Raw genomic sequence first — 19,838 nt, forward strand, 5'->3', positions numbered from 1 at the left:
TCGGGCCCGTGATCTTCAAGGCGGTGGGCGAGGGGCGCCCGTACCCGGACCACGGGCTGACGACGCCCGCGCAGTGGGCGGACGTGCCACCGCGTCAGGTGCGGCTCGACGAGCTGGTCACGACCAAGCGGAACCTCGACCTCGACGCGCTGCTGGCGGAGGACTCGACGTTCTACGGCGACCTCTTCGCCCACGTCGTGGAGTACAAGGGGATCCTGTACCTCGAGGACGGCCTGCACCGCGCGGTGCGCGCCGCCCTCCACCAGCGGGCCCTGCTGCACGCGCGGGTGCTGGTGCTGTGACCGCGGGCCGGGGTCGACGGAAGGGCGGGGTCTCGTGAGCGACCAGGACCGTGCGCGCGCGCTGCGGCGCCGGCACATGCACGAGCGGCAGGCCGTGGTGTTCGGCGTGCTGCTCGCCGGCCTGGCGGTGTCCGGTCTCGGCGCGGCCGCGCTGTACACCGACAGCCTGTCGCTGCCCTTCCTCGAGCGTGAGTTCACGGCGCTGCCGACGGAGGCCGCGGAGGACGTCCGGACGTACTGCCCGCCGGAGGGCGCCCTTCCCGTGGCGACGAACCAGATCACGGTCGACGTCTACAACGGAGCGGGCATCGACGGCCTCGCGGGCCAGGCCGCGTCCCTGCTGACGGAGCGCGGCTTCGTCATCGGGCAGACGGAGAACGCGGCGAAGGTCAGCGGTGTCGGGCGCATCATCTACGGCGTCGCCGGCAGCGCGGCGGCGTACACCCTGCAGGCGTACGTGCCCGACGCGGTCCTGACGCTCGACACCCGGCAGGACGCCCTCGTCGACCTCGTGGTCGGCAGCGAGTTCGTCGGGCTCGCGCCGCAGGAGGAGGTCCTCCTGGACCCGGCCACGCCGCTCGTCGGGCCCGCGGGCTGCATCCCGTTCCAGGAGTTCGCCGACGCTGCGGCCGAGCAGCCGGCGGCCGAGCAGCCGGCGGCCGAGCAGCCGGCGGCCGAGCAGCCCGCCGAGGGCTGACGCCCCAGCCCGGGGCGGTACCCGGCGCGGCGCACCGCCCGGACCGCCTGCAGGCGGCGCACCGCCCCGAGGGCCGCCCGTCGCAGCCCTCGGGGCGAGGGCGTCAGCGGGTCAGCTCGTCGCCGCCCGGGACGGACGCCGGCGTGGCCGGCTCGTCGTGCGTGCCGCGCCACCGGGCGACCGCCCGCATGAGGTGGTAGAGCCCGATCGCCACGGCCGTGCCGATCGCGATGCCCTCGAACCGCAGGTCGCCGACGTCCCAGGTGAAGTTGGCGATGCCCACGATGAGGGCGACGGCGGCCGGCATCAGGTTGACCGGTGCCGAGAAGTCGACGCGGTTCTGCACCCAGATCCGGGCGCCGAGCAGGCCGATCATGCCGTAGAGCACCGTGGCCGCACCGCCGAGCACACCGGCCGGGATGGTCGCGACGACGGCGCCGAACTTGGGCGACAGGGCCAGCACGAGCGCGGTCGCGGCGGCCACCCAGTAGGCGGCGGTGGAGTAGACGCGCGAGGCGGCCATCACGCCGATGTTCTCGGCGTACGTCGTGGTGCCGGACCCGCCGCCGGTGCCGGCGAGCGTCGTGGCCAGGCCGTCGGCCATGAGGGCACGGCCGACCAGCGGGTCGAGGTCCTTGCCGGTCATCGCCGCGACGGACTTCACGTGGCCCACGTTCTCGGCCACGAGGACCAGCACGACGGGCAGGAACAGGCCGAGCACCGACCAGTCCACCGTGGGGGTGACGAACGGCGGCAGGCCGATCCAGGCGGCCTCGCGCACCGCGGCGAGGTCGACCTCGCCGCGCACGAGCGCCACGGCGTACCCGACGAGCACCCCGACGAGGATCGACAGCCGGCCCAGCAACCCGCGGAACAGCACGGTGACCAGCACGATCGCGAGCAGCGTGACGGTCGCCGTCACCGGGGCGGCCCGGAAGCCCGAGCAGGTCCCGTCGGCCTCGCAGGACCCCCACGCCGCAGGCGCGAGGTTCAGCCCGATGAGCGCCACGATGGTGCCGGTGACGACCGGTGGCATCAGGGCGTCGATCCACCGCGTCCCCGCCAGGTGCGCGACGATGCCGACCGCGAGCAGGGCCAGACCGGTCACCAGGATGCCGCCGACGGCCACGGACTCGCCCCCGGTGGCGGTGGCGGCGGTGACCGGCGCGATGAAGGCGAAGCTCGACCCCAGGTAGCTGGGCAGCCGGTTGCGCGTCACGAGCAGGAACAGCGCGGTGCCCAGCGCCGAGAAGAACAGCGTGGTCTGCGGGGAGAACCCCGTGATGAGCGGGACGAGGAACGTCGCCCCGAACATGGCGACCACGTGCTGCATGCCGATGCTGACGGTGCGCCCCCAGGCGAGTCGCTCCTCGGGCGCCACCACCTCACCGGGCAGGACGGTCCGCCCGTCCCCGTGCACGGTCCAGCCCCAGCTGCTCATGTCCGCTCCCTCTCCCGTGGTGATGCCGACGCGAGGGTAGCGACGCCACGCGCTGCGCAGCAGGGACCGACGTCCGCGGTGGCGGCCCTCGCGACGGCCCGCATCGACGGTCTCGCCCGACGATCCCGGGTGAGACGCCGGTCCACGCACCGGCGTTGTCCGAAACATTACGGTCTCGTGCTGCGGGCGGACCTCCCGTACCGTGGTCCAGCAGCGCTCACCGACCCGGGAGAACCTCCGTGACGACAGCCCCGGGCTCCGACGCGCCCGCCGCCGCACAGCCTCCCGCGGCCGACGCGGACCCGGCTGCCGCCGACCCGGCCGCGCCGGCACCGTCCGCGGCCCGCGCACCCCGCCTGGTGCAGGACGCGCTGGTGTGGCTGTTCTTCGTGGCCGTGCACGTGTGGGGCGCCCACCTGGGTACCGGGCCGATGGCGGGGGCGTACACCGACGTCGAGCTGTACCGCTGGTGGGTGCAGACGGGCCTGGACTCCGGGCAGTGGCCCGTGCTGGACGGGGCGTGGGTGTACCCCGCGGGGGCGGTGCTGCCGATGCTGGTCCCCGCGGTGGTGAGCACCACGTCGACCCTGGCGTACACGCTCGGGTGGTGCGCGCTGGTGACGGTCCTCGACGCCGTGGCGGTCGCCCTGCTGCTGCGGCGGCGCGCGGGCCGCCTCGCGGCGTCCTGGTGGATCGCGTTCCTGCTGCTGCTGGGCCCGGTCGCCATGGGGCGGCTCGACGCGGTGGTCGCCCCGATGTCGGTGATCGCGCTGCTGGTGGCGCTGACGCACCCGCGCACGTCCGCCGTGCTGGTCACCGCCGCCGCCTGGATCAAGGTCTCGCCGGGCGCTGCGATCATCCCGCTGCTGCTGGCGGCCCGCCGGCCGTGGCGGGACGTCGTCGAGCCGGCGGTGCTGGTGTGCGCCGTGGTGGTCGGCACGGTCGTCGCGCTGGGCGGCGGGGACGAGGTGCTGTCGTTCGTGCGCACGCAGGGCGAGCGCGGGCTGCAGGTGGAGTCCGTGGCCGCGACCGGCTGGCTCGTGGCCGGGCTGTGGACGCCGACGATCCGCCGCGAGTTCAACCCCGACATCATCTCGGTCGAGGTCTACGGGCCGGGCACGCAGGCCGCGGCCGACACGCTCGGTGCGGTCCTGCCGATCGCGGTGCTGCTGACGACGGCGCTGCTGTGGTGGCGTCGCCGGCGCGAGGGGCAGCGCCTGTGGTCCGACGACGCCGTGCGCGCCGACCTCGTGGTGCGTGGCACGTTCGCGCTGACGCTGGTGCTCATCGTCGCCAACAAGGTGGGCAGCCCGCAGTTCATCTCCTGGCTGGCGCCGCCGGTGGCGGTGGCCCTGGCGCTCGGGCTGCCGCGGTGGCGCCCCACGGCTGTGGCCGTGGCGGTCGTCGCGGGTGCGACCCAGTGGGTCTACCCGTGGTACTACCCGCTCGTGATGGGTGGGCAGCCGCTGAGCACGATGGTGCTGGTGGGGCGCAACGTCGCCCTCGTCGTGCTGCTCGTCGTCACGCTGGTGCACCTCGCACGCGTCCCGCGGGCGCCCTCGGTGGCCGGAGCGGGTCCGGCCACCGAGGTCGCACCGGACCCGTCAGGCGCCGTGGGCGGCGAGCCAGGCGAGCAGGTACGCGCGTGAGCTGCCGTCGTCGATCGACGTGTCCGGCAGGTCGATCGCGTCCTGCCAGGCGGCCGCGGCGTCCTCCGGGCCGGCCAGCGCCCGGTACATCAGCAGGTAGTCGCCGAACATGACGTCCGGGCCGTCGGGCGACGCCTCCTCGACCGCCGCCCGGATGGTCTCCGGGTCGACGTCGACGGCCAGGTAGTCGGACACCGGGCCCATCGGGATGAGCAGGATCCCCAGCATCGCGCTGGGCTCGGCGCTGAACCACGTGGCCCAGTCACGCTTGCCGCCCCAGTTGAGCGCGACGACCCGGTGCTCGAAGCCGTCCATGACGGGGTCGTCGAGATCGGGGTCGGTCCAGTAGTCGCGGGCCGACGCGGCCTCGGTGGACGCGAGCCACGTCGCCTGGGTCAGCAGGTCGTCCTGGCCGGACGCCTGCGCCCACAGCCCGACACCGTTCCACGCGTTGACGGCCTCCGACGCGGACTCCTGGTTGTTGCCGTCGGCGAACGGCGACGTGCCCGACGCCCACGCGTGGCCCGCGTAGGGGTCGAACGTGCGCAGCTGCGGCAGCTCGTCGGACGGCTGCGCGGCGGCGATGTCGACCGCGAGCGCGTCCATGACGGGAGCCACGTCCTCGACCAGGTCGGGGTCGTCGGCACCCAGCAGGCCCGCGGCCGACAGCAGGTACCCGTAGTGGAAGTGGTGGTCGTTGAGCTCCTCGGACCCGAAGGACGGGGTCCGACCGATCACGGACCGGGCGGCCTCGTCGTAGACGAAGCACCGGGCGGGGCGCTCGTCGCAGCCGGCGGGCTCGGACCACTCCCGCAGCGCGTCCGACACCCGGGTGCGCAGGTCGGCCACCAGGTCGTCGGCGCCGAGCTGCTCACCCAGCACCACGAGGGTCGCGGCGCGGTACAGGTGCTTGCCGCCGAAGTACGTGTCGGAGGCGAACGGCTGCGTCCCGGCGACGTCCTTCTCGAGCTGCGCGAGCACCGCGTCGCGGCGCTCCGCCGGGATCCCGTCGAGGTCGAGCGCACCGGTGGGGCGCAGCGTCGGGGCGTACGAGGTGAGCGTCGAGCCCGCGCACAGCTCCAGGGTGCCGTGCACGCTGCGGTAGGTCCCCAGGCCGCACCCCTCGCGGTCCGGCTGGCTGCCGGTGGTGTGGTGCCGCATGAGCACGTACGCGGTGGGCGTCGACCCCGCGGTGCGGTAGGTGAGCGTCGTGCGCGCCACGTCGTCGCCGACGCCGTAGGTCACGTCCACACCCACCACGGGGTCGACGGCGGCGGCGGCGAGCACCTCGGCGGCGTCGTCGGACGCGTCGTCGGGCAGCGCGTACCAGGCAGCCGTCGCGCCCGCCGGGAGCACGAGCGTGCCGTCGGCGAGCGACCCGGCCGAGGCCGCCAGGCCCCAGGTGGTGCCGCCCACCTCGGCGGTGGCGACGCCGTCGGTGAGGGCGTCGAACCCGTCGCCCGCGACGACCTCGACGTCCGCCGCCGCGGTGAACGACACGAACGGTGAGCCAGCGGCGACGGTGACGTCACCGAGCGCCTCACCGCCGGCGTCGAGCAGGCGGGTGGTCACCGCGACGGGGTCCGCCGCGACGACCTGGGAGGACGCGGCCCCCACGTCGACGGTGACCGCCGGCACGTGCGGCCCGACGACGGCGCGGGCGCTGGTCACCGGGTCGGGCAGCCCGACGGTGAACCCGCCGGCGGTGAGACCGAAGGACAGCGGCAGCGGGAACACCGGCTGCGGCTCCTCACCGAACACCAGCCCCGAGTACCAGCGGTTCGACGGCGGTGCGAGCCCGTCGGCGAGACGCACGGGATCGATCTTCGCGTCGGCGGCCTGCACGAGCGCGCCCGTCAGGGCGGCGGTGTCGACCTCCGGCGGCGCGGCGTCCGGTGGCCCCGTGACGGGGGCGTCGGGCGCACCGCCGTCGCCGGGGGCGCCGGCCGCGGGTGCGGCCCCTCCCCCGGACCACGGCCGTGCGACGAGCAGCGCGGCGACCAGGAGGGCAGCGACGAGCGCTCCGATGACGAGCATCCAGCGACCTCTCCCGGTGGCGGGCAGCACGGAGCGGGAGGCCGTCATCGCAGCAGCCCTTCGACGTAGGTGCGGACCTTGCCGGCGACGGTGGTCACCATGCCCTCGTTGGTCAGCTCGATCTGCGCGACCACCGGGGTGCCGGCGGACACCAGGCCGTTGTCGGACCCGTCCTTGAGCGCCTCGGAGGTCATGCGCACGACCGCCTGGGCCTCGCCCGCGACGGTGGTGACCTCGACGCGCTCGACCGTGCCCTGCAGCGCGGTCTCGTTGGGCAGGGTGATGGTGACGTCCGCACCGTCGGGCAGCCGGGAGTACTCCTTGGCCGTCAGCGTGTACTCCCCCTGCACGTAGAGGGTGTCGGCGCGCTGCACGGTCGCGAGCGCCGAGGCCGACGGCACGAACGTGCCGCGCTGCCCGGTGACCTGCGTGAGGCGGCCGTCACCGCTCGCGAGCACGACCAGGCGGCCCTGCTCGTCGACCTGCGTGAACTCGGGGGGGTCCGAGACGAAGCCGTGCGCCAGGTCGTAGGTGAGGGCGGCGGAGTCGATGACGAAGAGCGGCTGGCCCTCGACGACGTCGTCGCCGACGTCGGCGAGCTGGTCGGCGACCAGCCCGGCGTACGGCGTGCCGACGGCGTAGGACTCGGCGAGGATCTGTGCCGAGGCGCTGGTGGCGCGGCCCCGGGTCTCGTTGAGGTGGTACGTCGCCAGGGCGGCGACGACGAGCACGAGGATCGTGCCCGCGAGCAGGCGGATGCGGCTGGCCCAGGTCATGGGATCACCTCTCGGTCAGCGGGGCGGGAAGTCGGTGCGCGGCTCGGTGGCCGCTGGGGCAGCGGGCGGCACGGCGGGCGCGCGGCGGCTGCGGGGGGTGGACGGGACGGCGGCGGGAGCCGCGGCGGGTTCGAGCTCGAGCGGGGCGGCCTCGGCCACCTGCGTGGCGGCCCGGCGGGCGGCGACCATGTCGGCACGCCGCTGCGTGCGTGCCTCGGCACGGGCACGTCGGCCCTCGCGCCAGGCGGTGACGATGAAGCCGCCGAGGATGACGGTGTTGGTGGCGTTCCACGCCAGGGCCAGGGTGAAGACGCCCGACGTGTGGGTCTTCCACAGCGCCACGAGGGTCGTCACGAGCAGGAACTGGAACACCAGGACCTGCGGGAGCATGAACGCGAAGGGTGAGCGATAGGCCCCCTTGCGCCCCGTGACGTGCCACGCCTGCTCACGGCGCAGCACGGCGTTCACCAGGGCGCGCACGTAGATGGGGAACGACACGGACGCCAGCAGCAGGACCTCCCACCGGAAGGACCCGAGCGTGTAGAAGGCGAGCAGGATCTGCATGACGTAGAAGCCCGCGTAGTACATCGCCCACATCGCCGGCGTCAGCGTGAGGTTCATCGGCGACAGGTCGAAGTAGATCTCGAGCGGCGGCACCAGCAGCAGGAGAAGCGGCGCGATGCCCGTGAGGTAGTGCGTGGCCGTCACGAAGTACGCGATGCGCTGGTCCATCGTGAGGTTGCGCTTCGGTGACAGCGGGTTGTGGGTGAGCATGATCTCGAACCCGCCGGTGGCCCAGCGCAGCTGCTGCTTGGTGTACGCCTCGACGGTCTCGGGGGTGTCGCCGACGGCGAGCGTCGTCGGGATGTAGACCGTGCGCCAGCCCTGCTCGTGCATCATCAGCGAGGTCCACACGTCCTCGGACTTCGAGTCGGTGTAGATGCCGCCGATCGAGTCGACGGCCGCGCGCCGGTAGATGACGTTGGTGCCGACGCAGAAGGCGGCGTTGAACCGGTTACGGCCCGGCTGGACGTACCGGTAGAAGACCGCCTGCATGTACCCCGCGCCGCGGCTGATGACGGTGTCGAAGTTGCCGTACGTCTGCGGCGTCTGGACGAAGGCGACGTCCGACCCGGCGAAGAACGGCACGGTCTCGTGCAGGAACTCGGGCTTGGGCACGAAGTCCGCGTCCAGGACCACGAAGAAGTCGCCGTGCGTGAGGGACAGGGCGTGGTTGATGTTGCCGGCCTTGGCGCCACCGCTCGAGAGGCGGCGGACGTACCGGGCGCCGAGCTCGGCGGCCAGGTCGCGGACGTCGTCCGACCGGCCGTCGTCCAGCACCCAGGTGGCGTGCTTGCCCTGCATCCGCACGGCGGCCGACACGGTGCGGCGGATGGTGCCCAGGTCCTCGCCGTACGTCGTGATGAACACGTCGACGGCGAGCGGGCGGTCCTCGAGGTACATCTGCCAGCGCCACGGCTCGTCCTCCGCGCCCTCGCGCAGGATCTCCGCGAGGTCGTAGAGCCGCTCCTGGGCGTGGTGGAAGGCGAAGCCGCGCGGGTTCCAGCCCGACGACAGGACGGTCCACATCGCCAGCAGCCCGTGCAGGATGAGGATCGACTCGGCGGCCATGACCAGCGCGTACGGCAGCCAGTCGCCCCGGTTGCCGGGGTTCAGCAGGAAGACGGCGTAGACGAGGATGCCGGCCGCGGCCAGCAGGACCAGCAGCATGAGCGAGGGGCTCTGCGCGGCCTCGTTCTCGGGGGCCCGCCGCGTGTGCGGCCGGGCCCGGGTGTCGTCCGTCCGCCGCGGGTCGAGGATCAGTCGGTCGAAGGTCGTGGCCACGTGCGCCCCCTGGGTGTCGTCGTGAGGTGCGACGACGTCCCCGGGATCGGGGCCGACGTCACGGTCGCGACGGCCTCGTTGGCGTCCGGTTCACGGTGACGCCGACCGGAACGTTCCCGATCGGGGGTTTCGTCCCCGTGGATGTGCTCGACCGTAGGAGCGTTGCGTCCCGGGAGTCACATCCCCCGGCGGTGCGGCTACGCCGATCGAGGGGTGTTGAAACGCTTCATGATGTCGTGGGATCGCTCTCACCTGCGCGGACGCCCAGATATGTCCGTCCTGTGAACTTTTGGGTCCCGACGGACCCGTCCCACCATCCGGACATTCCGGGCGGCCCCCGCAGGGAGCCGCAGTGCCTCAGGCAGCGCGGGCCGGCGGTGCCTCAGGCCTGCGGCACGTGCGGTGCGACGGCCTCGGCCACCAGCTGCAGGTGCTCCAGGTCGGCCAGGTCCAGGACCTGCAGGTACACGCGCTCCACGCCCTGCTCGGCGAGCCACGTCAGCCGCTCGACGGCCTCGTCCGGGGTGCCCGCGATGCCGTGCTCCCGCAGCTCGGGCACCTCACGCCCGATCGCCTCGGCGCGGCGCGCCAGCTCGGCCTCGTCCCGGCCCACGCACAGCACGAGCGCGACCGACTGCACCAGCGTCTGCGGGTCGCGGCCCACCTCGACGCACGCCTGCCGGATGTGGGCGATGCGCCCGGGCACCGACGCGATCTCCGGGAACGACTGGTTGTACTCGGCGCCGAACCGCGCGGCCAGGCGCGGCGTGCGGGTCGGGCCGCCGCCGCCGACGATCACCGGGACGCCCGCACGCGACGGGTCCAGCGGCGAGCGCTGCACCGGCTTGGGCAGTGCCGGGGAGTCCGTGAGCGTGTAGTGCTCACCGTCGAAGGAGAAGGTCTCGCCCACCGGCGTGCCCCACAGGCCCGTGACGACCTCGAGCTGCTCGGTGAGCAGGCCGAACCGCTTGGCGGGGAAGGGGATGCCGTACGCGGCGTGCTCCTCGGCGAACCACCCGGCGCCGAGGCCCAGCTCCACGCGCCCGCCGGACATCTGGTCGACCTGCGCGACCTGGATCGCCAGCACCCCGGGGTACCGGAAGGTCGCGGACGACACGAGCGTCCCGAGCCGGATGCGGCTCGTCTCGCGGGCGAGGCCGGCGAGGGTCGTCCACGCGTCGGTGGGACCGGGCAGGCCGTCGCCGTCACCCATCGCCAGGTAGTGGTCGGAGCGGAAGAAGGCGTCGAAGCCCAGGTCCTCGGTGGCGCGGGCGACCGCCAGGACGTCGTCGTACGTGGCCCCCTGCTGGGGCTCGGTGAAGATGCGCAGGTCCATCCCGCCACCCTGGCACGCGGACCCCGGTGGGTGCCGCCGCGGAGCGCGGACCGCACCCGGGCCCGGCGGAGTAGCGTCGCACCGTGCGCTGGTGGACGTCCGACCGCAGGCCGCAGGCCCTGCCGTGGCCCTCGCTGCTGCTGGTCACCGGCTGCGTGGTGCTCGTGCTCGTGTGCCTGGTCGCCGCCGTGCGGGGGCGACCCGCCGCGCTCGCACCGGCTGCCCTCGCCGGCCTGCTCGCGCTGCGCGAGGTCCGGCGCGTGGGGCGCACGCGCTGAGGGCGGGTCCACCGCGTTCGACGTGCGCGAGCCCGCCGGACTTGGGACGGTGGGGACGTGCACGCCGTCACCCCGCTCAGCGCCGCCCTGGACGTCACGGACTGGCGACGGCGCACGTCCCAGACGTACGCGGAGGTGCGGGCGCTGGCCGTGGAGGACCCGGCCGCCGCGCACGCCGTCTGGGTCCAGCAGCGCGACGAGCTGTTCGCGTTCCACCCCGCGTCCCCGCTGAGCCCCGACGCCCGCGCCGACTTCGCGGGCCTCGACGTCGCCCCGTACGACCCGCGGTACCGGTTCGAGGTCAGCGTCGAGCCGGCCGGTCCGCAGCGTCTCGACGTGGCGACCGGCACCGACGGCGTCGTGGGGTTCGACCGCGTCGGGACGGTGGTGCTGGGCGACCTCGGACGCCTCACGCTGTGGTCGCTGCGCGGGTACGGCGGCGGGCTGTTCCTGCCCGTGCGCGACGCGCTGGCCGGGCACGGCACGTTCGGCGGCGGCCGGTACGTGCTCGACACCATCAAGGGGGCGGACCTGGGGTGCGACCGGGTGGGCCGGCTGGTCGTCGACCTCAACTTCGCCTACAACCCGTCGTGCGCGTACGACCCGTCGTGGGCGTGCCCGCTGGCCACGCGCGCCAACACGCTCGCCGCGCCGGTGCCGGTGGGCGAGCGGACGCCGCCGCCCGAGGGGGCGCCGGGCGCCTGAGCCCGAGGGCCGCGCGGCGGGCTCAGACCTGGCAGACGGGGCACCGGTAGAGCTTGCGGGTCGCCATCTCCTCGACGACGACAGGGGTGCCGCACACCCGGCACGGCAGGCCGCCGCGGCCGTACACCCAGTGCCGCAGCGTCGGGTCGTGGCGGGCGGCCAGACGCCCCGCGTCGTCGAGGTCCTCGCGGGTCAGCATGACGCCGTCCCGGATGCCGTCGGCCAGCAGCACGGCCCAGTCCCGCCAGATCCCGCGGACCACCTCGGCCGGGACCCGCCGCCCGGGCGTCCAGGGGTCCAGCCGGGCGCGGAACAGCAGCTCGGCCCGGTAGATGTTGCCGATCCCGGCCACCACGGCCTGGTCCATCAGCAGCTGCCCCACGGCCACCTGACGGCGCGTCACCCGCTCGACGACGACCTCGCCCGCCTCGTCGAGGTCCGCGACGTCCTGCGGGTCCGGGCCCAGCCGTGCGCGGACGGCCGCCGCCTCGTCGGCCGTCAGCACCTCGCACGCCGACGGGCCGCGCAGGTCCGCGACGACCGACCCGGAGTCCAGGCGCACCCGCACCTGCCCCAGCGGGGGCGGCGGCCACGCGTCGTCCGCGGCGGCGTGCTCGGACTCGTCCTCCCCCAGGCGCAGGCGCCGCGTCGAGGGCTGGGCGTCCATGACGGACCCGGGCCGCACGCGCGGTGCCCCCAGGCTGCCGCGCACCCGCTCGCCCTCGCCCAGCGGGCTGACGTCGCCGTACAGGTCCCACGCGCCGTAGAGCCCCAGGTGGACGCGCAGCACGTCCGCGGTGTCGAAGGTGCAGAACAGCTGCTTGCCGACCGCCGTCGCCCCGGTCATCGTGCGGCCGTCCAGGCGCGCGGCGCCCGCGGCGAACCGCCCCTGGGGCGAGCTGACGGCCAGCGGCCGCCCGACGAGGTCGAGGGCGAGCTGGCGCGCGACCCGATGAACGGTATGACCCTCCGGCACGGCCGCCACCCTACGACGGCGCCGTCCGGGACCACCCGTGCGGGCATGCGGACGAGGGCGCGGCAGGGGGTGTGCGCGGCACCGACGGTGTGCGAGGGTCGCGGGGTGGACGACGACGCGACGCTGCCCCCGCACCCGCCGACGACCCCGACGGGCGAGCCCGTGCCCGCCGCCGCCCGCGTGGCCACGGCCGCGGCCGACCCGCACGTCCTGGCGTCCGACACGGTCGCCAACCTGCGCGACGTCGGCGGACGTCCCACCGCGGACGGCGGGCGGGTGCGCCGCGGCCTGGTCCTGCGGTCCGCGGAGCTGCGGTCCGCCGCCGTCGCCGACGACCCGGTCGTCACCCGCCTCGGGGTGCGCACGGTCGTGGACCTGCGGACCGCGGCCGAGCGGGCCGCTGCCCCCGACGTCCTGCCGCCGGGTGCGCGGGGCGTGCACGCCGACGTCCTGCAGGTCACGACGCAGGCCCCGGCGTCGGACCTGGGCGAGCTGCTGCGCCGGCCGCAGGAGGCGTCGCAGTTCCTGGCGGCGCTGGACCCCGCGGCCCAGATGCGGCGCACGTACGTCGACCTGGTCGTCGGGGAGTCCGGGCGCACGGGGTACGCCACGTTGCTGCGCCGGTTCCTCGACCCCGGGGCCGCGCCGGTGCTGTACCACTGCACCGCGGGCAAGGACCGCACGGGGTGGGCGACGACCGTGCTCCTGCTGGCGGTGGGCGCCGACGAGGCCGTCGCGCGCGAGGAGTACCTGGCCGTGAACCCGGCGGTGCGGGCGATGTACGCACCGCTGCTGCAGGGGTTCGCGGACGTCGGGGGCGACCCGGAGCTGCTGGTCCCGCTGCTGGAGGTGCGCGAGGAGTACCTGGACGCGGCGTTCGGTGCGGTCGCCGAGCTCTTCGGGTCGTTCGCCGCCTACCTGCGCGACGGGCTCGGGCTCACGGACACCGAGGTCGCGGCCCTGCGGGAGCGCCTCACCGCCTGAGGTGGTCCACGATCCGAGACGGTGACTACCGGCGTATGACGAACGGCCCGGTGTACGGCACTGACCTGCAGGAACATGTCACCGACCCGTCGTGCGCCCGCCTCCGCGTCGTCTCGATCCGTGAGACAACTTGGCCGCGCGCGGGCCGCGTGCTTCCATGACGACCATGGCCCCCCACGACACGCCCGCCCCGCGCACGGCCCTCGCCGTCGCCGCCGGCACGTGTCGTGGCCGAATGTGTCGCTGACCGCGGCCCCCTGCGCGCCCCGCGCGCTCCCCTGACCCGTCCCGCCGCCGACGCGCGCGCCGCGGGTCACCCCCACCCGCCGCCGACCGGCCACGTCCGTCGGCGCGGCGCGACCCCCGAGGACCTCCCGTGATCGAGCTGTCCGGCCTCCGCAAGGTCTACCCGTCACCCGGCGGTGACGTCGTCGCGCTCGACGGCATCGACCTGACCGTCGAGCGCGGCACGGTGCACGGCATCGTCGGACGGTCGGGCGCCGGCAAGTCCACGCTCATCCGGTGCCTGACCGGTCTCGAGCGACCGACCGCCGGCACCGTCACCGTCGACGGCGTCACCATCTCCGACCTGCCGGAGAACCGGCTGCGCACCGCCCGCCGCAAGACCGGCATGGTGTTCCAGCACGTCAACCTGCTCGACTCGCGCACCATCGCGGACAACGTGGCGTACCCGCTCGAGGTCGCGGGCGTGCGGCGGGCGCAGCGCGCCGCACGCGTGGCCGAGCTGCTCGACCTCGTCGACCTGGGCCACCGCGCGTCCGCCTACCCGGCACAGCTGTCCGGCGGGCAGAAGCAGCGCGTCGGCATCGCCCGCGCGCTGGCCACCGAGCCGGCCGTGCTGCTGTGCGACGAGCCGACGTCCGCGCTCGACGGCGAGACCACGCGGCAGATCCTCGGCCTGGTGCGCGACCTGCGCGACCGGCTGGGCATCACGGTCGTCGTCATCACCCACGAGCCGTCGGTCGTGCGCGAGACGTGCGACGCGGTCACGCTGCTCGAGCACGGGCGCGTCGTGCAGTCCGGCACCCTCGCGCAGGTCGTGACGCAGGTCGGCTCACCGCTGTCCCGCGCCCTGGTCCCGGTTCCCGACGTCCCGCCCGGCCGTCGACGCCGGCTGGTCGAGGCCGTCTTCGCGACCGACGCCGTCAGCACCGCCACCGCGTTCGGCGCCGTCGCGGGCCTGGGCGACGACGTGGAGGTGCTGTCCGCGACCGTCGAGCCGCTGGGTGCGCTGCGCGTGGGCCGCCTCCTCGTCGACACGCCGCAGGAGCGGACCGACGAGGTCGTGGCGCGGCTGCGCGCCGCCGGGCTCGACCCCCTCGCGGCACCCGCGGGCGACGCCGGGCAGGAGGTGGCGTGATGGGCGACCTGTGGACCGAGCTGACGACCAACCGCGTCATCACCGAGAAGCTGCCCGAGGCGACGCTCGAGACGCTGCAGATGGTGGGCCTGTCGGCGCTGATCACGGTGGTCGTCGGGCTGCCGCTCGGCCTGCTGCTGCGCTCCCTCGCGCCCGACGGTCTGCTGCCCCACCGCCCGCTGTCGGTGGTCCTCGGCTTCGTCGTCAACGTGCTGCGCTCGCTGCCGTTCATCATCCTCGCCGTCGCCGTGATCCCGGTGACCCGCGCGATCGTCGGGACGTCGCTCGGCTGGGAGGCCGCGGTCGTGCCGCTGAGCATCGGCACCATCCCGTTCTTCGCCCGCCTCGTCGAGACGGCCGTGCGGGACGTCGCACCGGGCAAGGTCGAGGCCGCGCGGGTCATGGGCTCCACGACGCCCAAGATCCTGCGATCCGTGCTGGTGCGCGAGGCGCTGCCCGCCATCGTCTCGGGGTTCACCGTCACCGTCATCGCGCTCATCGGGTTCTCCGCGATGGTCGGCGCGATCGGGGGTGGCGGCCTGGGCTTCCTCGCGATCACGTACGGCTTCCAGCGCTTCGACCCCGTCGTCCTCTACACGTCCGTCGTCGTGATCATCGTCCTGGTCACGGTCGTCCAGGTGGTCGGCGACGCCGTCGCGCGCCGCCTCGACCACCGGTGAGCGCGCCCGCCACGCCACCGGCCCGCCGCACGACCCGCGGCCCGCAGACCCGCCCCGCACCCGGGGGCACACCGAGAGGAACACCTGAGATGAAGAGAACCGTCCGCACCGCCGCCGTCCTGTCCGCCGCGGCCCTGGTGATGACGGGCTGCTCCGCCGGTGACGACACCGAGGGCGGGGCCACGCAGGAGGGCGGACTCACCACGGTCACGATCGGCGCCAGCCCCGTGCCGCACGCCGAGATCCTGCAGTTCGTGCAGGACGAGCTCGCGCAGGACGCCGGCATCGACCTGGAGATCCAGGAGTTCACCGACTACGTGCTGCCCAACACGGCGCTCGACGAGGGCGAGATCGACGCCAACTTCTTCCAGCACCTGCCCTACCTCGACGCGCAGATCGCGGAGAACGGCTTCGAGTTCGACCACTACGACGGCGTGCACATCGAGCCGTACGGCATCTACTCCGAGAAGATCGAGGACCTCGACGACCTGGCCGACGGCGGCGTCGTCGGCATCACGAACGACCCGGGCAACCAGGGCCGGGCGCTCGACCTGCTCGTGGACGCCGGGCTCATCACCCTCGACGAGACCGACGGCGACCCCACGCTGCTCGACATCGCCGAGAACCCGAAGGACCTGGAGTTCGTCGAGACGGCGCCCGAGCAGCTCGTGGTCGCCCTGCCGGACGTGGACATCGCGATCATCAACGGCAACTACGCGCTCGAGGCCGGCCTGAACCCCGCCTCGGACGCGATCCTGCTGGAGTCGGGCGAGGACAACCCGTACGCGAACGTCGTCGTGGTCCGCTCCGAGGACCTCGACGACCCGGCGCTCGTCACCCTCGACGAGCTGCTGCACTCCGACGAGGTCCGCGCCTTCATCGAGGAGCGCTGGCCGGCCGGCGAGGTCATCGCCGCCTTCTGACCGCGCAGCGCGGCACGGGGCCGGGCCACCTCCACCGCCGAGGGGCCCGGCCCTCCCGTGCGTGCGTCCCGTCAGCGCACGAGCGTGTCGAGGAACTCCACCACCGCGCCCAGGTACGCCGCGCGCGGCCCGTCCAGCGACAGCGCCAGGTCGTGCACGCCCCCGTCGACGACGACCTCGCGCACGTCCGTCCCCAGCCGCGGGGCCAGCGCGGCGATGGTCGCGACGTCCAGCACGGTGTCGGCGTCGTCCAGTGCCGGCCCGTCGGCGACGGCACCGGCACCGTGCTCGACGGCCGAGCGCGCGGACCGGGCGACCAGCACGGGCACGCCCACGGCGAGCCCGCGGGCCACGCGCAGCTGCCCGGCGCGGAGCGCCGCCAGCCAGCCGGCCCGCACGGCCACACCCTGCGGCCGCTTGAGCGTCGTGTCGACGTCCCACCGCTCGGCCAGCCGCGCCGCGTACCGCGACGGCCTGTGCGCGACGACCCGCAGCGGCGCCCGGCGGGCCAGCGGCCGCAGGGCACCGTCCTGCAGCGGGCGCACCCACGAGCGCACGACGGACAGGAACGGGCTGTTGAGCACCACCGCGTCCGCACCGCCGCGCGCCCGGTGGGCGTGCGCCCACAGCGCCGCGACGAGACCGCCGGTCGAGTGCGCGTGCACGACCACCGGCAACCCCGGCCAGGCGGCGCGCGCGGCGGCGACCGCCCGCCCCAGGTCGGACGCCTGCTCACGCAGGTCACCCTGGTAGTGCGGCACCTCCCCCTCCCGCCACGAGCGGCCCGCGCGGCGGGCGTCCACCGCGAGGAACGCCCAGCCCGCGTCGGCGAGCGCGTCGGCCAGGTGGGTGGCGAAGAAGTAGTCGTTGTAGCCGTGCAGGTGCACCACGACGCCGCGGGGCGCGTCCGGCGCGCGTCCGGGCCGGACGAGCGTCAGCACGGGCGCGACGCCCCCGGCCGCGACCGCACGCGCCTGCGGACCCGGTGGCGCGGGCCGCCGGCCCGGCAGCGTCCGGGCCTCGTAGCCCGGCAGCAACCGGTCCGGCAGCCAGCCGGGGTCCGCTGTGGTCACGCGCCGTCCGGCGTCACGTCCCGCCGTCCGTCGACGCCCAGGCCGCGGGGGTACCGCACGGGGACGAACAGCACGAGCCCGAGGGCCAGGACGGCGACGATCCCGAGGATCCCCCAGTACTGCTCCCCGCCGATGCCGATCGCGATCGAGAACGCGGCGGGTGCCAGGAACGTGGCCGCGCGGCCCGTCGTCGCGTACAGGCCGAACAGCTCGGTCTCGCGCCCGGGCTCCGCGAGGCGTGCCAGCAGGCCGCGCGACGCGGACTGCGCGGGCCCCACGCACGCCGAGAGCACCAGTCCCCCGACCCAGAACGCCCGCGTGCCCGCGTCGTGCAGCAGGAACACGGCGGTGCCGGCGATCACGAGCACCACGAGCGCGGACGTGACCAGCCGCCGGGGGCCGTACCGGTCGTCGAGCCAGCCGGCGCCGATGGTCGACGCGCCCGCGACGACGTTGGCGGCGATGCCGAACATGATGACGTCGCTGGCGGAGAACCCGAACGACCCGGCCGCGAGCACGCCACCGAACGTGAAGACGCCCGTGAGGCCGTCCCGGAACACCGCGGACGCGATGAGGAACCGCAGGGTCGAGCGACGCCCGCGCCACAGCTCGGCGATGTGCCGCCCGACCGCGACGTAGGCCCCGGCGACGCTCACGCGCGCGGGCGCGCCCGGGCGGCGACGGTCCGGGACCATCACGAGCACGGGCACCGCGAAGACGAGGAACCACACGCCCGCGAGGAGCATGGAGACCCGGATGTCGAGCCCGCCCTCCGAGGTGACGCCGAACCACCCGACCTCCGGGTCGATGAACCCGACGAACAGGATCACGAGCAGCACGATCCCGCCGACGTACCCGGCGCCCCACCCGATGCCGCTGACACGCCCGATGGTCCGCGGCCCGCTGATCTGCAGCAGCAGCGCGTTGTAGGCGACGGACCCGATCTCGAACGCGATGGTGCCGACGCCCAGGAGGATCACGCCGAGCCGGACCGCGTCAGCCATGCCGCCCTCGACGGGCTGCACGAACCACAGCGCCAGGATGCACAGGCCCACGATCCCGGACGTCACCGCGAGCATGGGGCGGCGGCGTCCGCCGGCGTCCGCCAGCGTGCCGAGCGCGGGTGCGGTGAGGGCGACGAGGATGCCCGCCGCCGCGAGGCCCCAGCCGAGCCACTGGCTGTGCCGCGCGGTGACGGCGACCAGGTCCTCACCCGGCTCGGCGAACGCGTTGCTCGTCAGCCACGTCGTGAAGACGAACGTGGTGACGACCGCGTTGAACGCCGCCGACCCCCAGTCCCAGGCCGCCCAGGCGGCGATCTGACGGCGGGCGGGGGCGGGCTCGACGGCGGCGTCGACGGGAGCCTCGGCGGCGGGGTGACCCATGGCGGCAGCGTAGGCCCCGGACCCGGTGGACGAGTGGCGTCCGGGTGAACGCCGCGCCGCGCAGCACGCCCCGTGACCGGCCCGGCCCGGTCGGCACGCCCTGGACGGCGCAGCGGGCGGTCGCTACGGTCGCGCCCATGCCGCCGGCCTCGAGCGAGCCCGCCCCCCGCGACCTCCTGCTGACGGGGGCGCGCGTGTGGTCGGCACCCGACGCTCCTGTCGGGGAGCCGGGTGTCCTGCTGGTGCGCGACGGGGTCGTGCAGCAGGTCGGCGGCGACGTCCCGCCCGACGCCGACCTCCCCCGCGTCGACGTGGGTGGCCGGGTCGTGACCGCCGGGTTCACCAACAGCCACATCCACCTGAGCGAGCGGGTGTGGGCCCGGGCCCGCACCGCACCGGCCGCCGCGCTGCAGGCCGAGATCGACGACATGCTGCTGAGCCGCGGGGTCACGACCGCGCTCGACCTCGGTTCGGACCCCCGGCACACGCTGCCCGTCGTCCAGCGCATCGCGTCCGGCGAGCTGCGCGGACCGGAGATCCTCGTCACCGGGGCCACGCTCATGCCGCGGCGCGGGCTGCCCTTCTACGTCCGGGAGGCGATGCCCTGGTACGCGCGCCGCTGGATCCCGACACCCGCGAGCGCCGTGGCCGCACGTCGCGCCGTCGCCGTGCGGCACCGCCGTGGCGTCGTCCTGACCAAGCTGTTCACCGGGTCGCTCGTCGAGCGGGACCGGGTCCTGGCGATGGACGCGGACGTCGCTCGCGCTGCCGTCGAGGAGTCCCACCGCCGGGGCCTGCTCGTCCTGGCCCACCCGACCGACCGGGCGGGCACCGCCGTGGCGGTCCGTGCGGGCGTCGACGCACTCGCGCACGTCCCGTCGGTGGCCGGTGGCACCGCCGACCTGCTGCGGGAGGCCGCGGACCGGGGCACCCGGCTGATCCCCACGCTGCACATGTTCGCCGCCATGGTCAGCCCGGACGACAGCTTCATGGAGCCGGTCCGCGACGGGCTGCGGGTCTTCCTCGCCGCGGGGGGCCGCGTCCTGTTCGGCACGGACGTCGGCTACCTCACCGACCGGGACGTCCGCCCGGAGCTCGAGGCGATGGCGGCCTGCGGCATGACGACGGCCGACGTGCTGCGCTCGCTGACCACCGAGCCGGCCGCGTTCCTCAGCCGCTCGGACGCAGGGGAGGTGCGGCCCGGTGCGCGTGGTGACCTCACGGTGCTGGCGCACACCGTCCCCGACCTGGCGGCGGGCGACCTGGCCGACGTCGACCTCGTCGTGCGCGCGGGACGGGTCGTCCACCGGGCTCCCGCGTTCAGCGACGAGCCCCCGGTCACCGGACGCCAGGTCCGGTGACGGGGCCCG

18 protein-coding genes are annotated in these 19,838 nt (G+C 74.8%); 10 read left to right on the forward strand and 8 right to left on the reverse strand.

The window, feature by feature from the left end:
• Positions 1–8: 8 nt before the first annotated feature.
• Both KG103_RS16255 and KG103_RS16260 read left to right on the forward strand, forming a co-directional pair.
• Positions 9–302 carry a type II toxin-antitoxin system VapB family antitoxin gene (locus tag KG103_RS16255; RefSeq protein WP_207339528.1) on the forward strand — a complete coding sequence of 98 codons (294 nt, stop codon included), beginning with the start codon at positions 9–11 and terminating at the stop codon, positions 300–302.
• Positions 303–336: 34 nt separating this feature from the next.
• Positions 337–999, forward strand: coding sequence for a LytR C-terminal domain-containing protein (locus tag KG103_RS16260; RefSeq protein ID WP_207339529.1), 663 nt, complete (start codon positions 337–339; stop codon positions 997–999).
• A 103-nt stretch (positions 1,000–1,102) separates the two neighbouring features.
• Here KG103_RS16260 and KG103_RS16265 read toward each other — a convergent pair whose 3' ends face one another.
• The gene (locus tag KG103_RS16265) at positions 1,103–2,440 is read right to left on the reverse strand and encodes a uracil-xanthine permease family protein (protein WP_207339530.1); all 1,338 of its coding nucleotides are present in this window, start codon (positions 2,438–2,440) and stop codon (positions 1,103–1,105) included.
• A 239-nt stretch (positions 2,441–2,679) separates the two neighbouring features.
• Here KG103_RS16265 and KG103_RS16270 point away from each other — a divergent pair, with 239 nt between their 5' ends.
• Positions 2,680–4,089, forward strand: coding sequence for a glycosyltransferase 87 family protein (locus KG103_RS16270; RefSeq protein WP_249670640.1), 1,410 nt, complete (start codon positions 2,680–2,682; stop codon positions 4,087–4,089).
• Here the strand turns inward: KG103_RS16270 and KG103_RS16275 are convergent.
• The 4 genes from KG103_RS16275 to KG103_RS16290 all read right to left on the reverse strand — a co-directional run bounded on the left by KG103_RS16275 (position 4,045) and on the right by KG103_RS16290 (position 10,083).
• Entirely contained in the window at positions 4,045–6,126 is a 2,082-nt protein-coding gene (locus KG103_RS16275; protein ID WP_243656171.1) for a glycosyl hydrolase, read from the reverse strand. The two genes, KG103_RS16270 and KG103_RS16275, sit on opposite strands and share 45 nt — an antisense overlap.
• 44 nt (positions 6,127–6,170) lie before the next feature.
• Positions 6,171–6,902, reverse strand: coding sequence for an HlyD family efflux transporter periplasmic adaptor subunit (locus tag KG103_RS16280; protein ID WP_207339532.1), 732 nt, complete (start codon positions 6,900–6,902; stop codon positions 6,171–6,173).
• A gap of 15 nt (positions 6,903–6,917) precedes the next feature.
• The gene (locus KG103_RS16285) at positions 6,918–8,747 is read right to left on the reverse strand and encodes a glycosyltransferase family 2 protein (RefSeq protein ID WP_207339533.1); all 1,830 of its coding nucleotides are present in this window, start codon (positions 8,745–8,747) and stop codon (positions 6,918–6,920) included.
• A 382-nt stretch (positions 8,748–9,129) separates the two neighbouring features.
• A complete protein-coding gene (locus tag KG103_RS16290) occupies positions 9,130–10,083 on the reverse strand; it encodes an LLM class F420-dependent oxidoreductase (RefSeq protein ID WP_207339534.1) in 954 nt (317 codons plus the stop codon).
• Between the two features lie 83 nt (positions 10,084–10,166).
• Here KG103_RS16290 and KG103_RS16295 point away from each other — a divergent pair, with 83 nt between their 5' ends.
• Positions 10,167–10,361, forward strand: a complete 195-nt coding sequence (locus KG103_RS16295) for a hypothetical protein (protein WP_207339535.1) — start codon at positions 10,167–10,169, stop codon at positions 10,359–10,361.
• Between the two features lie 57 nt (positions 10,362–10,418).
• The gene (locus KG103_RS16300) at positions 10,419–11,066 is read left to right on the forward strand and encodes a DUF1684 domain-containing protein (RefSeq protein ID WP_207339536.1); all 648 of its coding nucleotides are present in this window, start codon (positions 10,419–10,421) and stop codon (positions 11,064–11,066) included.
• Positions 11,067–11,088: 22 nt separating this feature from the next.
• Here KG103_RS16300 and KG103_RS16305 read toward each other — a convergent pair whose 3' ends face one another.
• On the reverse strand, positions 11,089–12,042 hold the full coding sequence (locus KG103_RS16305) for an Fpg/Nei family DNA glycosylase (RefSeq protein WP_207339537.1): 954 nt from the start codon (positions 12,040–12,042) through the stop codon (positions 11,089–11,091).
• Between the two features lie 105 nt (positions 12,043–12,147).
• On the opposite strand from KG103_RS16305, the gene KG103_RS16310 reads away from it, so the two are divergent.
• From KG103_RS16310 to KG103_RS16325, 4 genes are all read left to right on the forward strand, one after another.
• Positions 12,148–13,026: a tyrosine-protein phosphatase gene (locus KG103_RS16310; RefSeq protein WP_249670641.1), complete on the forward strand. Its 879-nt coding sequence runs from the start codon at positions 12,148–12,150 to the stop codon at positions 13,024–13,026.
• A gap of 376 nt (positions 13,027–13,402) precedes the next feature.
• Positions 13,403–14,407: a methionine ABC transporter ATP-binding protein gene (locus KG103_RS16315; protein ID WP_207339539.1), complete on the forward strand. Its 1,005-nt coding sequence runs from the start codon at positions 13,403–13,405 to the stop codon at positions 14,405–14,407.
• Positions 14,407–15,087, forward strand: a complete 681-nt coding sequence (locus KG103_RS16320; RefSeq protein ID WP_207339540.1) for a methionine ABC transporter permease — start codon at positions 14,407–14,409, stop codon at positions 15,085–15,087. The genes KG103_RS16315 and KG103_RS16320 overlap by 1 nt, the downstream gene beginning before the upstream one ends.
• 89 nt (positions 15,088–15,176) lie before the next feature.
• Complete coding sequence (locus tag KG103_RS16325; protein ID WP_207339541.1) at positions 15,177–16,010, forward strand: MetQ/NlpA family ABC transporter substrate-binding protein; 834 nt, start codon at positions 15,177–15,179, stop codon at positions 16,008–16,010.
• A gap of 71 nt (positions 16,011–16,081) precedes the next feature.
• On the opposite strand, the gene KG103_RS16330 is transcribed toward KG103_RS16325, so the two are convergent.
• Positions 16,082–17,083 carry an alpha/beta fold hydrolase gene (locus KG103_RS16330; RefSeq protein ID WP_249670642.1) on the reverse strand — a complete coding sequence of 334 codons (1,002 nt, stop codon included), beginning with the start codon at positions 17,081–17,083 and terminating at the stop codon, positions 16,082–16,084.
• Positions 17,080–18,468 (reverse strand): MFS transporter, encoded by a 1,389-nt coding sequence (locus KG103_RS16335; protein ID WP_207339542.1) that lies wholly within the window; start codon positions 18,466–18,468, stop codon positions 17,080–17,082. The genes KG103_RS16330 and KG103_RS16335 overlap by 4 nt, the downstream gene beginning before the upstream one ends.
• Positions 18,469–18,605: 137 nt before the next feature.
• Here KG103_RS16335 and KG103_RS16340 point away from each other — a divergent pair, with 137 nt between their 5' ends.
• Positions 18,606–19,829 (forward strand): amidohydrolase family protein, encoded by a 1,224-nt coding sequence (locus KG103_RS16340; protein WP_207339543.1) that lies wholly within the window; start codon positions 18,606–18,608, stop codon positions 19,827–19,829.
• Positions 19,830–19,838 lie beyond the last annotated feature (9 nt).

Source organism: Cellulomonas wangleii, from assembly GCF_018388445.1.
Lineage (GTDB): Bacteria > Actinomycetota > Actinomycetes > Actinomycetales > Cellulomonadaceae > Cellulomonas > Cellulomonas wangleii.

Coding starts and splice junctions, on each gene's coding strand:
- KG103_RS16265 (WP_207339530.1), bottom strand. CDS start 2,440: ATGAGCAGCTGGGGCTGGACCGTGCACGGGGACGGGCGGACCGTCCTG.
- KG103_RS16275 (WP_243656171.1), bottom strand. CDS start 6,126: ATGCTCGTCATCGGAGCGCTCGTCGCTGCCCTCCTGGTCGCCGCGCTG.
- KG103_RS16280 (WP_207339532.1), bottom strand. CDS start 6,902: ATGACCTGGGCCAGCCGCATCCGCCTGCTCGCGGGCACGATCCTCGTG.
- KG103_RS16290 (WP_207339534.1), bottom strand. CDS start 10,083: ATGGACCTGCGCATCTTCACCGAGCCCCAGCAGGGGGCCACGTACGAC.
- KG103_RS16320 (WP_207339540.1), top strand. CDS start 14,407: ATGGGCGACCTGTGGACCGAGCTGACGACCAACCGCGTCATCACCGAG.
- KG103_RS16325 (WP_207339541.1), top strand. CDS start 15,177: ATGAAGAGAACCGTCCGCACCGCCGCCGTCCTGTCCGCCGCGGCCCTG.
- KG103_RS16335 (WP_207339542.1), bottom strand. CDS start 18,468: ATGGGTCACCCCGCCGCCGAGGCTCCCGTCGACGCCGCCGTCGAGCCC.
- KG103_RS16340 (WP_207339543.1), top strand. CDS start 18,606: ATGCCGCCGGCCTCGAGCGAGCCCGCCCCCCGCGACCTCCTGCTGACG.